The following is a 16117-nucleotide window of genomic DNA, read 5'->3' on the forward strand; positions in this document are numbered from 1 at the left end:
ATGTGAGAAGGGGCCCATACTCATTAAAACTCAATTTTAACTTATTTTGATCTTAATTTTTGATGCATTTGCTTTCCTTCCCTCACTATTATTTCAATGATTTCCTCAATATCTTTTTTTGAGGTCCTAAAATTTACAATACACCCACGTAAACAATATTTATGATTTACAATGGCGTTGGAGAGAAATACCTGGCCACCTAGTTGTAGGTTATCCAACAGAGCCTCATTTAGGGTGTTTAAATATTTTTCATTCCCCTCGGATTTATCTCCATAGCCAAAAGGTACATACCTTAAGGTGGTAATGCTTAAACTCTGGGTTACAGCTTCCAATTCCTCATGATTGTTTGCCAATTGGAAAAATAATTGGGATAACCCAATATCCTCACGGATCATTTTTAAATAACCATTTCTACCTACCTGTCTTAAGGCCATCCAAACTTTTAATGCTCTAAATCCACGTGAATTCTGAAGGCCATATTCATAAAAATTTAAAGCCGGACCATGGTCATTTTTACTAAAATTGTAATATTCGGGATGCGAACTATAAGTGTCAGTGAGATGTTTGGGATTTTTTACCAAAGTGCACCCTGCTTCCAACGGGCTATAAAGCCATTTGTGCGGATCTAGTGCTAAGGAATCTGCCTCTTTAATGCCTTGGAACACCTGGTTTAATTCTGGAACAATAGCGGCAGGTATGCCATAGGCCCCATCTATATGGAACCATAAATCATAGGTCTTGCATATAGATGCAATGCCATTTAGGTTATCTACAACCCCCGTACTTACATCCCCGGCCGTTCCAACGACCATAAAAGGTTGATGACCATCTTTCAGATCCTTTTTTATGGCTTGTTCCAAGAGATCGTTATCCATTTTATTGGTGGTGTCCGTTGGGATCCATCTGGTAGATTTAGACCCGTGGCCAAAAAGAATAGCCGCCTTTTCCACCCAGGTATGCGTTGTTTTTGAACAATAGATCATTAACTTTTTTGAAGCGCTGCCAAGACCATCTTCCTTGATGTTTTTAGGGGCCTTGGCAGTTCGTGCTGCTAAAAATGCAGTAAAATTGGCCATGTTGCCTCCACTTACCAATATTCCACCATAGTCTGGCGAGACCCCAATGAATTCGGCCAGCCATTGTACTGTTTGCTTTTCAATTTCTGTAGCCATGGGGCTCAAAATGTGCGCACCCACATTGGGGTTCACCGCAGCCGCCAATAAATCGGCAAGCATGCCGATAGGTGCAGGGGAGGAGGTAATATAGCCCATAAATTTTGGATGACCGTTGAGCAGGGAATGGTTCATCAATAATTCGGTTGCATTGGAAATGATATCTTCTACGGGACTACCATTGTCCGGGAAGGGAGAAATGCCCAGAATTTTTTGTAGTGCTTGGGGTCCCTCTCCCGGGGTAACAGGTTTTTCATCTATTGTATCCAGGAATCCGGCTATTCTGTCAATTAGCTGATAACCAATACTTTTAAACTCTTCTTTGGTTATTTCCATTGATGCATTGCGATTATCATCCATATCGTTGAAGAAATAAATTATTTGTCTACTTATTTTACGCTACCAATCATAGGGCAACTATTATTAACCAATTTAGATCACCCTGGTTGAAGGCATAGTATAGCAATTTGTCCGTGCCATTTTGTTATAAGCGGTGAAATTAATTTTTTGGTTCCATCTGTTATATTCTATGGTAGGGAAGGGAGTAAGAGGGATAATTTTGGCTTCATTCTTATTTCGGCAATTATCACTCCCTAATATCCTGTAATTTCTTTTAGTTTGTTGAAAAAAGCCTTCTTTCGATCAGAACTAATAGTCCAGTCTACAGGGACACTCTGAAAACCAGAGGTATAATCTTCCCCTTTCATTCTAAAATCGAAGTAACCCCATGAAGCGTACGATTCTGTGGCAGAGAGAAAATTATAGGACTCCTTGTCAAAATCAAAATGATCGTCCTCATTGAATAGAATAGGCTTTGGAGAATAACTTTCGGACTGTCTAACCAAAGTTACCATCTCCCTTATTCTTTTTGGATCTTTTACACCGTTCCCATGCAACAACACAAAATCTGAGGAAGCAATGACCTCGGAAGAGGGAATTTTATTTCCTGAATAACTGGTACTTACTAAAAGTTTATGGCCACTTATTTCTTGAACTCTCTTAATTAGTTCCGTTACGCGCTGTGGCTGCAAAATGGGGTGGTCATATTTAATATCACATTCGTTGTTTATCTCTATCAGTATGTTTTTATAGTTTTTCTCTAGAATCCAATTGGTCATATTATCAACGGCATTTAATACAGCCTGTTCATCTTTTAATTGTTCATCCTGACCAAAATAAAAATAACCAAGTATAACTACCATGCCCAGTTCATTGGATTTATCCAATATTTTTTCAAGTCTATTTAAGTAATCCTCTCTTAGGTTGCCCAAACTGTCAAATGTAGAGTTGATCCATCCATGATTGCCATAGCCCAATGGACTTCCGCCTTGTAGGTTAAGGGTAAAAGATAACAATCCATGGGCCTTCCAATCCTCCATGGCATTTACAAATTCTGAAGTGTTCCTCTCGGCGTCCCATTTGTCCGAATCCGGATATTTAAAATTATCCCGGGTGTCGCTATTAAGATCATCAAATATTCCTTGGACCATTCGTGAATTAAAAAGCAAACCTTCAATTTTATTGCCTTTCCAATATCTTTGTTTATAGGTTATTTGATCATTGATGTAGAACTGCTCACCTTGGATACTTACAGAAGTTGTTTTTGGTTTGTAGGTATAGGAGCATAGACAGATTGTAGTTAGTAGAAGTGCAATAGTTAAGGTGTATTTCATTCTTATTATTCTTTAGCTCAATACTTTATTCTATAGGATTGCTTGTTTAAATGTAGGGAATTTTTGTTTTGTTATGGAGGCCTTTAAATTTTATGGGCCTGCTTTTTGTAAGCTGTACACACTTTAATAACCAATTGGTCAACATTAATGTTTATTCCAACAACTTCAAAAATGGTCTTTGTAATGTACGGCCAATAATATTGTTCTAATTAAGGGCAGTATTTTTAAGGAGCGAAATTATTTAGGCTAAAACAGTAGTTTGGCGGGTTTAAAAATATAGCGGATATGGCTATTCTGAACTTCCTTTCTTTATATTTGTCAGCTATTTGATAAAAGAAAATTTATGATTTCGAGCAACGAATATTTTGATGGAACGGTAAAATCGTTAGGGTATACCTCGGCTACAGGTAAATCGACTATTGGGGTAATGGAACCAGGTGAGTATGAATTTGGAACATCGTCCAAGGAAAACATGATAGTGGTGGAAGGGGAATTAATTGCTTTGTTGCCCGGGGAATCCGAATGGAAATCATTTAAGGCCGGCAGCTCATTTAAAGTAGGGGCCAACACTTCTTTTAAGGTAAAGTCTGTAGGGCAAACCTCCTATTTGTGCCAATATGAATAGTTCGAAATTTCGAGTCTAGAATTTTTGGCAATTATTTCTTTGGTAAAGGGATAATGGACTTTGTTGGACAGTTTTACATAATTTGATTGAATTCCAATTTTTCACCATCCAGTCCGCGTATGGCAAAATATTTACAGCCTTTTTCCCAGAAATTGAGGAATACTGGTTTCTCTTCTACCATGGTAAATCCGGCAGCTTTAAGTTCGTTAAAGGCTTTGTCAACATCGCCCACGTCAAAAGCAATATGGTCTACATGACCATCTTTCCTCGATTTTAGTTCCAACATTTCGTTCTTGGTAACCTGATATAGTTCAATAATTACTCCTTTCTGCTCCATCATGGCCACAAGAATGGTGTCATTCTCGGTAGGAACATCTACTTGAGAGGACATAACCCTTTTAAAACCGAGGGATTCATAGAATTCCATAGAAGCCTTCAAATTGGAGACGGGTAAACCTAGGTGTTGCAGCCCGTTAAAATTGTCCTGGAGACATGTGGTTGATTGGTTCATGGCTTTTGTTTGTGGATTACTTTGGTAAGATAACAAATTAATCGGAGCCCTTCTGAAGGTTGAAAATAGGGTGTGGTCAATGGTTGAAAGATATTTCTCGTGTAAAAAGAATGGATTTTCCTGGAATTATATTAAAGTTACTTCTTGGACATTCTATAATCCCAATAAAAATCCAGGCTTTTTGCATTGTTGTACCTATGTGGCGGCTTGGATCCAAAATAAGGGTTTTGGCCTTTTTTACATATTTTTCATTGCTGGTCAGTAGCCTTAAGGATAGCATTGTCCTAACATACTTTGTCATATTTTAAAAATGGCTCCCGAATATTTCACATACTTATGTGATTGTCGGCAACGCACTTTCTGTCTTCCTTTGTCAAGTACGTTTTAATCTCATTCCATGGTTTTATGGGCATCGGATTAAAAACTAAATGTTCTTATATCCATAAAATAAAATCTAAATTAAAAGTTTATGAAAAAAACATTTTTTATGCTTGCCATCACCAGCTTAATGTTAAGTGCATGCGGCTCACCAAAACAAAAGGAAATAGCAAAAGCAGAATTACCTAAGTCCGGTGATCGGATTCAACGAGGGGAGTTTTTGGTTGCTACCTTGGGGTGCAACGATTGTCACTCCCCTAAAGTTATGACTCCAAGAGGTCCTGTGCCCGATCCCAATAGATTGCTGTCCGGTCATGATTCCAATGAAATTTTACCTAACTATGACCCCCAATCTGTAGGGGGCTATGTGCTGTTTAATATGAACGGAACCGCCGCAATTGGACCATGGGGCACTTCCTTTGCCGGTAATTTAACCCCAGATGCTACGGGAATTGGATTTTGGTCCGAGGAGCAATTTGTGAAGGCCATAAAAGAGGGGAAGTATAAAGGGCTGGATAATAGTAGGCCACTATTGCCCCCAATGCCCTGGGAAGGATATTCCAAATTGCCAGATGAGGACATAAAGGCAATATATGCCTATTTAAAGAGCATAAAGCCTGTAAAGAATATAGTGCCACAAGCCATTTTGCCTAGTATATAGGTTATTCTTCAATAGTTGTTTTTAAACATTATTTTGTATTGCAACGGTGCCATTCTCCAAATGTTAATAAAAAGGGAGCAAAGCATTTAAGTGAATGGCACTGTATTTTTTCATTACCAAAACTTGTCGAAAAGTGTAAAAATGGTGAACACCTCCTAGGGTTCTTTTTAATAATCGGAACTAACAATTTCTTTAATTCCTTCTAAATAGGGAGTGGTCCTAAAACTAAAATGACTGTCGAATTTATCCGAATTAAAGACATAGTCTCTGTCATACTGATACATCATTTCGGGCATTTCCCTCATAATAGGTATAAATAGGCCCATTATTTTTACAATTAATCTGCTGGCAACCTGTATTCCTGGTTTTACCTCCATTTCTTTTGCAATGGTCTCTATCCATTCCTTTCCGGTAAAAGGGTTACTTGCTGTTGGCAAATGCCAAACCTGATTGAACGCTTTGGCCGAATTGCCAAGCAAGGCGGTAGCTTTTGCCGCGTCAGGAGTATAGGTAAAGGAATGTTTAAAATTTAAAGAGGCTAGCCAATTTGCTTTTTTCCCGTTACTTAAAGGTTTAAATGCCATCTCTGTCAACATGCTCGAATTTTTAATATTTGGGCCATAAAAATCTGCAGAACGGGCAATCAAAGCTTCAAGTTGTCCTTCTTTGACTTTGTCCATGATCATTGCCGCTACTTCCGCACGAATTTTACCTTTCTGGCTTGGGGGATTAATGGGGGTTTCCTCATTCATTCCATTTAAATAATTGAGGTCGTACATGTATATATTGTCAAAAAACACCAATTTGCATTTATATTCTATACAGGCATCGATTACGTATTTTATGAATTTTGGCCAGTTCTGCTGCCAAACTTTAAGGTTATACGGAAATCCCACAGTGACATACACAATGCTCGAGCCTTGGACTGCTTCAAAAACCTTAGTTCTATCCAAAAGATCAGCGGAAAAAAGTTTGTCCGTATCATTTACCTTTTGCGGATTTCTACTAACCAACCTGATATCTGTAGTATAATCTTTTAAAGCCTTGGCCAGTTCAATGCCAATTGCCCCACCAGAGCCCAATATTGTTTGCATAACTGTTTTTTTTTTTTTTGATTTATGGGATATTTTAGATGTTTCCTTTGTTATTGGTTGCTATAGTTGTTTATTAGTTACAGCAATTTCTAGTTAATATTTTTTGACCGTCAAAATAGCTTAGTTAAAATTAACATTTTTCCCTATTCTTATACAGCTGTATTAAGTTTTAATCGACATATAATTAGTGATTTAGACCAGTCTTTTAGGTTTGCGACTTTGTCAATTTTAAAATCGTATTTTAGAAGTGCCTTTATATCTTAAGGGGGCAGTATATTAATTTTGAAACCCGTAATGAATTTTAAGAAGAAAGCGACATTAACCTTATTTTCCATTGCCATTACGGCATCTAGTATTGGGCAATCTGTATCTACACCAAAGAACCCAGTTTTAAGTGACGAGGATTTTAAATTTCTGGAAACTCTAACCGAAACCATCATTGATAGTTCCCGTATTTATCCAGGACAGAAGGTTGCTGATCAAATGGGTAACAACAATACAGGAATAGTTTTGGTTAAACCTGGGGGGAGGGGGAGTTATCCTGCTTTTTGGATTCGCGATTATGCCATGTCTTTGGAATCGGGATTTATTACAAAGGAGGAACAAAGAAATATGTTAATGTTGACTGCTTCTACCCAAGCCGATAGAACGTGGATTACCAAAAATGGGTCCATGATTCCTTTGGGTGCCATAGCAGATCATATTCGGATGGACGATAGTCTGCCCATATACTTTCCTGGAACGTATAGTTTCGAGGAACAGGGAACTCCGGTGTTTGGTATGACCCCGCCTTACGGGGATCAGTTTTTCTTTGTACATATGGCCCATTATTATGTGGGGACAACTACGGATCTGTCTATATTGGATAAGGAAATTAACGGGTTAAGGCTTATAGATCGGCTCGAAATAGCTTTTAACGTGCTACCATCCAGATTGGATAATCATATTGTTACTACCACGGACCATTTTAGGGGCATCGATTTTGGGTTTAGGGATGTTATGACCATTACAGGGGATCTTTGCTATCCGTCCATATTAAAATTTAAGGCTGCCTTGGAGCTTTCCGAATTGTATGAAAAACGAAACAATCAGGAAAAAGCGGAAAAATACCGTTTTATTGCAGCCAAGATAAAAGAGGCAATACCTTTATTGTTTATGGATAGCAGGGGAATGCTTAAAGCTTCGAATGACAAAGGAAGTCAAGCGGACGTTTGGTCTACGGCCTTAGCAATCTATTACAATATCTTGAGTAATGAGGAAACCGAAAAAACAAGTAGATTTCTGTCCCAAACCTATGAAAATGGCTATTTATCCTACAAAGGCAACATTAGGCATATATTAACAACGGATGACTTTAGCGATTCCACCGCTTGGGAATTTTCGCTGGCAAAGAAAAACACCTATCAGAACGGGGCCTATTGGGGAACGCCTACAGGATGGGTATGCTATGCCATAGCTAAAACTAATTTTAAACTTGCGCAGAAATTGGCCAAAGAATTCATAGATGATTTGCGTGAAAACGACTTTAGAAAAGGGTTGGAATACGGAGCTCCCTATGAATGTTTTCATCCTTCCGGACACAAACAAAACCCCTTGTATATGACCACAGTAAGTTGCCCCTTGGCTGCGTTTAGGGCAATTGAAAAACCTTGATGAAAACTAAATTATTTTCTTCAGTCCCTGATTTGCAAGATTGTATATTGATATTGGACTTTTCTATAGAATATTCAGGTATTTCAATCTCAGCTGTACTTCTGAATCTTCAGCAACCGTTTTGGCTATTTTATCCAATTGAATATTAAATTTATAGTTGTATTTGCCCGAATTCATTAGTACGATCGAATTTAAAATCAAAAGCGCCTCACTTGGTTTGTCCGACTCATATAAGGAATTTGTCATCACGGTTGAAGGGTCCAATTTCTTAACAATACCTAGAAATTCGGCTGCACGTACCCTATTTATTAACTCAGGGTCTGTAGAGGCCATTTCCCTTATCTGGGATTCCATTCCAATGGCTTGTGGCCCAAACGTGCTACAAGCAATAATTGCCCAATATCTGTCCCATGGATCGGATGACTTTAGGGCGGTGGTAAGGGAATTCTTGGCATTATCAAAATTCAATAGGTTTAAATCGGCAATCTCAGTATATTTTTGAATTTCTTTCTTGTGTTTTTTTCCAAATTCTACAGGGTTTCCAAACGCTTTCTCGATGAGGTAATGTTCCGGATAAAAGGAAAGGTCTGGCATTTCTTTTACCCAGGAAGCGAGTTTTTCTCGCATAGTAATAAGCGTAGTTGCATACGCTGGGTCATCTGCCAGATTTTTTGTTTCATAAGGGTCTGTATCAAGATCAAATAGCATTTCGGGAGAGCGTGCTTCAAAAAAGGCCGATTGTAGCTCGTTGAGTTTTCCATCGTTGTACAAGGACTGCCATTCCTGATAGGCCAATTGCTTGTATCGATAGTTGTTCATTAATCCGTCATAATTAAATGGCTGATAGCTCCTTATGTATTTATACTTCCCTTTTCGCACAGCCCGAACCATATCATATTTTTCATCAAATCTATCGGCATAACTATAAGTCTCATTACGGGAGTTCAATTCCTTACTCTCTATATCCTTGCCTAAAAAGGCGGTTCCATCTATTTCTTTGGGAATACTAATACCAGCAAGATTTAAAACGGTTGGAGCCAAATCTATAAAACTCACAAAACCATTTATGGTGCTACCTATCTGGTTTTTTACCAGATGTCTATAATTTTTGGGAACATGGACCACCATAGGCACATGTAATCCGGTTTCATAAAGATATCCCTTGCTTCCGGGCAATACGCCCCCATGATCTCCGAAGTAAAAAAGGAAGGTGTCATCCAGGCGACCATCTTCTTTTAGTTCCTTGATAATTTTCCCGACCTGGCGGTCCATCTCCCTGATTTTATCACGGTATAGAGCATTGGTGTATTTAAATAAGTCTGTGTCGGGATGATTGGGTTGAATTTTAAAGGAATTTATATCTGTTTCAGTAGCAATAGTATCCATGCCCTGAGCAGTGAAGTGCATGCTGGATTCATGGGAAACCCCAATATTAAAAACATGAAAAAATGGCTGATTTTCAGCCCTGTTTTTCCAGCTGGCCTTTTTTGAAGATTCGTTCCAAACACCATCACTTTTAATTATATTATAATCTTCCTTGCTATTGTTGGTGGTATAATAACCAGCCTGTCTTAAATAGGAAGGAAACATTTTGAGTGAATCGGGCATGGGTACAACGGCCATCTTTCTATGAAATTGGGCCCCGATACGAGGTCCGTAGCAACCAGATATTATTGCCGAACGTGCAACACTGCAGACCGGGGCATTGGAAAATGCCCTACTAAAGATCAAACCTTCCTTGGCCAGCGATTCAATATTCGGGGTAGGAATTCCATTGTCATCAAAAAGCTTTTGGTAGTGCTTAGAATTGTCCTCGGAGGTAATCCATACAATATTTGGGGGCAGCTCCTCCTTCGGTTTTGTTTGGCAACTAATAATAGTGATGGCGCACAGAAGAATTGCGCAAGTATTGAATATTATGCTATGGTTATTTTTAAACATTCGAGTATACGGTTTGAATTTATGGCAGGCTATTTTTGGCACATGATTGTTGTTAAAGTCCCCAAGATAGCAAATCTTCTATTTCCGTGTTGTTTTTTGGGTACGTTTACGAGCCTTGTATAACGTACTTTTACGCATTGAATTTTCTGCGTTCACTATGGTAAATAAGCCTAATTTTTTGGTAAAACTCACGTCAAGAAGATATTGACTCTTAATTATACCCGCAAAACCCTTATTTTTATTGAAACAGATGTAAAGTATTCTTAATTCGAAAGAATAATAATTGCCAATTATGAAAAGCAAAAGAACCCAAATTGTTTCAGCTATCTTTTTATCGTTATTGTTTTTATCCACCTTTCAGTTAATTTCTCAGGAGCACCTTGATGTTGACCATCAAAAGAAAATGCATGAGCGCAATGCGATGGGAGACGGAACTACATTGAAGGTTTTACTCTTTTCCGGTACAGGTTGGTTCCGCCATCCGGACATTCCCATCGTAAACGGGTGGATTGTGCGGCTAGGTGCCGAACACAATATGCAAATAGATGTAAGTGAAACTGGAAGTGATATATCCAAGGAAAAACTGGGCTACTATGATGTATTGCTGTTCAACAATGCAAATGTTCTTGATAAAGTTTTTAATGAAGAGCAACGCACTGCCATAGAGGAATGGTATAAAGCAGGGGGAGCTATTGTTGGTTTACATGCATTGTTGGTGCATCAGGAAAACTGGCCTTGGATAATGGAATTGGGAGGCTGTGATTTCAATAGTGATTCTGAATTTTTAAAAGCCAAAGTGTTGGTTGATCCAAAAGCTATGGATCATCCTGCGGTTAAGGGAATGGGTAAAGAGTTTTGGTACGAAGCAGATTGGACCAACCACACCAAGTCTGTTACAGGTCTGCCTGGCGTACAGGTTTTACTAAGGGTAGACGAATCAACATACGAACCGGTTAGAGAGTATTTCAAGACTAGAGGAGGCGTAGGAATGGGAAAGGATCATCCTATAGCTTGGACCAGGGTTTGGGGCGGAGGAAGATTCTTCTATACAGAATTGGGTCATGACATTCGCTCATTGAATACGGATTTTGGACGACAGCATCTTCTAGAAGGAATAAAATGGGTAGTTAAAAAAGAGTGACAAAACGGATTATGCATTATTGGATTGGAAAAGATGACTTGCCTTAGATTATTATGCTTAATTGTCAAAAGTTGGAATCCGAAATTATTATTAATTGATTTTCAGGATGAAAGACCTTCGTTTTTCATAAAAATAATATATCTCTTTTTAATTTTAACTAATTTTAACAACTACTATTTGTGGGTATAAAATTCAAGGTCTAGTTTTGATTCCCGTATGAATCGGGCATTAAAAAAATATATACTTCTTCTCTGTATCCTTTTAATAAATGGATTCAACACTATTTATGCCCATTCAAATCTTGAAGTAGACCCTTTCTTTTCAATTTTAAATTTAGCAGCTTCTGAAAGCTCTCCTTGCGAGGTTGAGGAAGAATTAGCCCCTATTGTTTTTGCGGATACTTCTGTATTTGAAGTTCAAAAACCACTCGTGGCGGAAGTTGCGGATATCGAGGAGGAGGAAGAGGAGAGCGATGAAATTGTTTTTTCTTCTGGAACAGATTTGAATTATAGCGGACTGGCAACTGGTATTTTACACGCCCAAATGTTGGAGACTCTGTCTTCCGATCTTGAAAATGACTCCGCTTACCTTAATGCCCACGCTTTTACCACTCCATATAAGCGGTATATTAAATTTCAAGTTTTCAGAATTTAGGAAATCTAGACAGGACCTTATTTCATTAAGGCCTGTTCCCCCTTTTTTAATACTGTTTTCAATCAAAAATGAGTAAGTCCTATACTATTATAAATGGACTTGCCAAGCATTTTATTTGCTAAAAACCAATTATTCATTTAAATAAATTAAAATTATGAGGAAGTCCCCCATGATTATTGGCGTGTGTATACTATTGAGCCAATTAAGCTGTAATTCCGAAAAACATGAAAAACGAGAGGAAACCAAATATCTCGTGACCAGTCCAATAAAGAAAGATACCGCGGTTGTTAAAGACTATGTCTGCCAAATACATAGCATTAGAAATATTGAGGTCCGTGCTTTGGAAAAGGGCTACTTACAAGAAATCTCGGTGGATGAAGGTCAATCCGTAAAAAAAGGCCAACAAATGTTCCACATTATGCCAAATGTTTATGAGGCGGAATTTCAAAAAGCCACGGCAGAAGCAAGGGTGGCCGAAATAGAATATGATAACACTAAATTATTGGCCGATGGCAATGTGGTTTCTGCAAATGAGCTGGCCATGGCAAAGGCTAATTTTGAAAAGGCCAAGGCGGAAGTGATGCTTGCCGAGACCCATCTTGGGTTTACTAATATCAAGGCTCCGTTTGATGGTATTATGGACCACCTTCATGTTAGGGAAGGTAGTCTTTTGGATGAAGGGGAATTGTTGACCACCTTGTCCGACAACAGTAAAATGTGGGTCTATTTCAATGTTCCTGAGGCGGAGTATCTGGACTATATTACTAATGTTGATAGAAACAGTAAGCAAGAGGTAGGCCTTTTGATGGCCAACAATAAGCGTTTTAATCAGACAGGGGTTGTTGAAACCATTGAAGGAGAATTTAGCCATGAGACCGGTAACATTGCTTTTAGGGCAACTTTTGACAACTCCGATCGCATATTGAGACATGGGGAAACAGGTAGCATAATTATGCAGGTGCCCTATACGAACGCCCTCATCATTCCACAAAAAGCCACCTTTGAGGTTTTGGATAAAAAATATGTTTTTGTAGTTGATGACAAGGATGTTATTCGACAGAAGGAAATAGCTATTGCCGGGGAACTACCTAATCTTTTTATCATAGAAAAGGGACTTTCCGAGAAAGATAGAATAATACTGGACGGCATTCGTATGGTAAAGGACGGGGACCATATCGAAACCGAATTTATTGAGCCTAAATCGGTTATAAACAACTTGTCTCTTTACGCCGAGTAAGTAAAACTTATAGGAAATTTAAAAATTAATTGCTCAAAGCATGGATTGTTTTCCCCTTCTAGATGTAAGGAGGACAATTAAAATTCCATGGGCAATTAAATTTTATACCTAACCTAATTTCACAAAAGATGTTCAAAAAATTTATAAAAAGACCGGTATTGGCCATAGTCATATCAGTCATGATCGTTTTTACTGGCCTTTTGGCCATTAAACAATTACCCATTTCGCAATTCCCCGAAATTGCACCTACTACCGTTAACATATTTATAGCGTACCCAGGTGCAAGCGCAGATGTATTGGTGAATTCCACGCTAATACCTTTGGAAACTGCCATTAACGGTGTTCAGGGAATGCGCTATCTGGCGTCCGATGCCACCAGTGCCGGTGAAGGCACCCTGCGTGTTATTTTTGAGCCGGGAACGGATCCCAATACGGCAGTAGTAATGGTAAAGACAAGGGTAGATCAGGTAATGCCGAACCTACCGGAATTGGTGCAAAAGGAAGGAGTAATTATAACTCCCGTACAACCCAGTATGTTGATGTACGTAAACCTGTTTGCCGAAGACGAGCATAACGATGAGAAGTTTCTATACAATTATGCCTATACCAAAATAATACCCGAAATACAACGTATCAACGGTATTGCCAGTGCGCAGATATTGGGTAGTAGAAAGTACGCCATGCGGGTGTGGTTAAAACCGGATCGTATGCGTGCCTACAATGTATCTGCCGAAGAAATCATGGAGGCCATGCAGGACCAGAGTATAATAGCCAGACCAGGGAGGATCGGGCAAAGTTCCGGAATTAAATCCCAGTCTTTGGAATATGTGCTTACCTACGTAGGGCGTTACAATCAACCGGAACAGTACAAGGATATTATAGTTCGCGCCAATGCGGAGGGAGAGACCATTACCTTGGGCGATTTGGCCGATGTAGAACTTGGAAGCGAGTTCTTCGATATTTATTCCAATTTGGATGGTCGCCCATCAGCATCCATTATCTTAAAACAGACTTTGGGCAGTAACGGTAAGGATGTTATTGACGAGGTTAAATCAAAATTACTGGAGCTTAAAGAAGACCTTCCTCCCGGATTGGATTATAAGATCAGCTATGACGTTGCCAACTTTTTGGATGCCTCAATCGAACAGGTACTACATACCCTTCGTGATGCCTTTATTTTGGTTGCCATAGTTGTTTTCCTTTTCTTGGGCGATTGGCGTTCTACTCTGATCCCTATCATCGCGGTGCCGGTATCATTGATCGGTGCTTTTTTCGTAATGCAGCTCTTCGGGCTGTCCATTAACCTTATTACTTTATTCGCCTTGGTACTTGCTATTGGTATCGTTGTGGATAATGCCATCGTTGTGGTGGAGGCGGTTCACGTAAAAATGGAGGAGGAGAATCTAACGCCCTATAAGGCCTCAACAGAGGTATTAAGTGAGATTGGAGGGGCAATTATTGCCATTACCTTGGTGATGGTATCCGTATTTATTCCTATTTCCTTTATGACCGGTCCGGTGGGGGTGTTTTACCGACAGTTTTCGATTACCATGGCCGGGTCCATCGTAATATCAGCCGTTGTAGCCCTTACCCTTACCCCGGTATTATGTGCTATAATGCTAAAGAACAATCATGGGAAGCCCAAAAGGAAATCGCCCGTGGATAAGTTTATTGCCTGGTTCAATAAGGGTTTTGAACGCCTTACGGGAACCTATGTAAAACTATTGGATAAAATCGTAACCAGAAGGATCGTCACCTTTGGTATCCTATTAGCTTTTTGCGCGGGGATATTTTTTACGAACGAATCGCTTCCGGCAGGATTTATTCCCAATGAGGATCAAGGGATGATATATGCCATTATACAGACGCCACCAGGAGCTACTTTGGAAAGGACCAATGATGTTGCCCGAAAATTACAGCAGATCTGTGAAGAAATGGATGGGGTTGAATCTGTTTCCTCATTGGCCGGTTATGAGATTATGACCGAAGGGCGTGGATCCAATGCCGGAACTTGCTTGATCAATTTGAAACCATGGTCCGAGCGTCATCATTCCGTACATGAGATTATGGAGGAATTGGAAGAGGAAACCCAAAATCTGGGGGCTAGGATAGAATATTTTGAGCCGCCGGCGGTGCCTGGTTTTGGTTCTTCGGGCGGATTTTCCATGCGTTTGTTGGATAAGACCAACTCTACGGATTATCATGGTTTTGGAAAGATAAACGATGATTTTATGGATGCTTTGGCCAAAAGGGAAGAATTAACAGGATTATTCTCTTTTTTCTCGGCCAACTATCCCCAATACGAACTTAAAATCAATAATAAGATTGCCATGCAAAAAGGGGTTTCTATAGGTAAGGCTATGGAAAACCTGAATATTTTGATCGGGAGTACCTATGAACAGGGCTTTATACTGTTCGGAAGGTTCTTTAAGGTCTACACCCAGTCGGCCCCTGAGTATAGGGCACTTCCATCGGATTTGGAAAAATTGTTCGTAAAAAATGAAGAAGGGGAAATGGTGCCGTATTCTGCCTTTATGACTATGGAAAAGCGTTTGGGCCCCAATGAGATTACCCGCTACAATTTGTATAATTCGGCCACGATCAATGGACTTCCTGCACCTGGGTACACTACTGGGGATGCTATCAACGCTATTAAAGAGGTGGCTGCCCAAACCCTGCCCAGAGGCTACGATATTGCTTGGGAAGGGCTTTCGTTCGATGAGGCCAAAAGAGGAAACGAATCCCTTTATATTTTTATCATTGTATTGATATTTGTGTATTTCGTACTGGCGGCCCAATATGAGAGCTTTTTATTGCCTTTTGCCGTTATTCTTTCGTTGCCCGTTGGTGTTTTCGGTTCTTTTGCGTTATTGAAAATGATGGGCTTGGCCAATGATGTTTATGCCCAGATAGGGGTAATTATGCTGGTTGGTCTATTGGGCAAGAACGCGGTACTTATTGTGGAGTTCGCCGTTCAAAAACATAGGCAGGGCGCCACAATTCTTGAAGCGGCCATAGAAGGTTCCCGTGCCCGTTTCAGACCTATTTTAATGACTTCATTCGCGTTTATCGCTGGTTTGATTCCCCTGGTCGTGGCTACCGGAGCTGGAGCCATTGGAAACAGGACCATCGGTGGGTCGGCCTTGGGCGGAATGCTCATAGGTACACTATTCGGGGTGTTGGTTATACCAGGACTTTATTACATTTTTGGCAGTATGGCAGAAGGAAGGAATCTGATCAAAGATGAGGCCAGTGAACCTTTTTCCGAAGAATTAATGCGTACCAGTGAGGGAGAAAGTAGGACTAGGGCCAAACTGAGGGAGATTACAAAACTTTTGAAAAAACTAACCAAAGGAAAAGATGATGAAAAATAAGAG

The 16117-nt window shown here is 39.6% G+C and carries 12 protein-coding genes; 7 read left to right on the top strand and 5 right to left on the bottom strand.

Features of this window, described 5'->3' with window-relative positions:
• Positions 1-41 precede the first annotated feature (41 nt).
• Together KO529_RS17390 and KO529_RS17395 are read right to left on the bottom strand one after the other, a co-directional pair.
• Positions 42-1508, bottom strand: a complete 1467-nt coding sequence (locus KO529_RS17390; protein WP_247096403.1) for a pyridoxal phosphate-dependent decarboxylase family protein — start codon at positions 1506-1508, stop codon at positions 42-44.
• Between the two features lie 257 nt (positions 1509-1765).
• A complete protein-coding gene (locus KO529_RS17395) occupies positions 1766-2845 on the bottom strand; it encodes a hypothetical protein (protein ID WP_215949142.1) in 1080 nt (359 codons plus the stop codon).
• Between the two features lie 343 nt (positions 2846-3188).
• On the opposite strand from KO529_RS17395, the gene KO529_RS17400 reads away from it, so the two are divergent.
• Entirely contained in the window at positions 3189-3470 is a 282-nt protein-coding gene (locus KO529_RS17400) for a pyrimidine/purine nucleoside phosphorylase (RefSeq protein WP_215949143.1), read from the top strand.
• Between the two features lie 73 nt (positions 3471-3543).
• Here the strand turns inward: KO529_RS17400 and KO529_RS17405 are convergent, their stop codons facing one another.
• Positions 3544-3981, bottom strand: coding sequence for a VOC family protein (locus KO529_RS17405; RefSeq protein ID WP_215949144.1), 438 nt, complete (start codon positions 3979-3981; stop codon positions 3544-3546).
• Positions 3982-4450: 469 nt separating this feature from the next.
• On the opposite strand from KO529_RS17405, the gene KO529_RS17410 reads away from it, so the two are divergent.
• Positions 4451-5020 carry a c-type cytochrome gene (locus tag KO529_RS17410; RefSeq protein WP_252734464.1) on the top strand — a complete coding sequence of 190 codons (570 nt, stop codon included), beginning with the start codon at positions 4451-4453 and terminating at the stop codon, positions 5018-5020.
• Between the two features lie 167 nt (positions 5021-5187).
• Here the strand turns inward: KO529_RS17410 and KO529_RS17415 are convergent, their stop codons facing one another.
• Complete coding sequence (locus KO529_RS17415) at positions 5188-6114, bottom strand: NAD-dependent epimerase/dehydratase family protein (protein WP_215949145.1); 927 nt, start codon at positions 6112-6114, stop codon at positions 5188-5190.
• A gap of 294 nt (positions 6115-6408) precedes the next feature.
• On the opposite strand from KO529_RS17415, the gene KO529_RS17420 reads away from it, so the two are divergent.
• Positions 6409-7767 carry a hypothetical protein gene (locus KO529_RS17420; protein ID WP_215949146.1) on the top strand — a complete coding sequence of 453 codons (1359 nt, stop codon included), beginning with the start codon at positions 6409-6411 and terminating at the stop codon, positions 7765-7767.
• A 63-nt stretch (positions 7768-7830) separates the two neighbouring features.
• Here KO529_RS17420 and KO529_RS17425 read toward each other — a convergent pair whose 3' ends face one another.
• Entirely contained in the window at positions 7831-9708 is a 1878-nt protein-coding gene (locus tag KO529_RS17425) for a sulfatase family protein (protein ID WP_215949147.1), read from the bottom strand.
• Positions 9709-10000: 292 nt separating this feature from the next.
• Here KO529_RS17425 and KO529_RS17430 point away from each other — a divergent pair, with 292 nt between their 5' ends.
• The 4 genes from KO529_RS17430 to KO529_RS17445 all read left to right on the top strand — a co-directional run bounded on the left by KO529_RS17430 (position 10001) and on the right by KO529_RS17445 (position 16114).
• The gene (locus tag KO529_RS17430; protein WP_215949148.1) at positions 10001-10849 is read left to right on the top strand and encodes a ThuA domain-containing protein; all 849 of its coding nucleotides are present in this window, start codon (positions 10001-10003) and stop codon (positions 10847-10849) included.
• 216 nt (positions 10850-11065) lie between these two features.
• The gene (locus tag KO529_RS17435; RefSeq protein ID WP_215949149.1) at positions 11066-11503 is read left to right on the top strand and encodes a hypothetical protein; all 438 of its coding nucleotides are present in this window, start codon (positions 11066-11068) and stop codon (positions 11501-11503) included.
• A gap of 154 nt (positions 11504-11657) precedes the next feature.
• On the top strand, positions 11658-12740 hold the full coding sequence (locus KO529_RS17440; protein WP_215949150.1) for an efflux RND transporter periplasmic adaptor subunit: 1083 nt from the start codon (positions 11658-11660) through the stop codon (positions 12738-12740).
• A 128-nt stretch (positions 12741-12868) separates the two neighbouring features.
• A complete protein-coding gene (locus tag KO529_RS17445) occupies positions 12869-16114 on the top strand; it encodes an efflux RND transporter permease subunit (RefSeq protein WP_215949151.1) in 3246 nt (1081 codons plus the stop codon).
• The last annotated feature ends 3 nt before the right edge of the window (positions 16115-16117 follow it).

Origin of the sequence: Arenibacter algicola (assembly GCF_018860365.1) — a bacterium.
GTDB lineage: Bacteria > Bacteroidota > Bacteroidia > Flavobacteriales > Flavobacteriaceae > Arenibacter > Arenibacter algicola_B.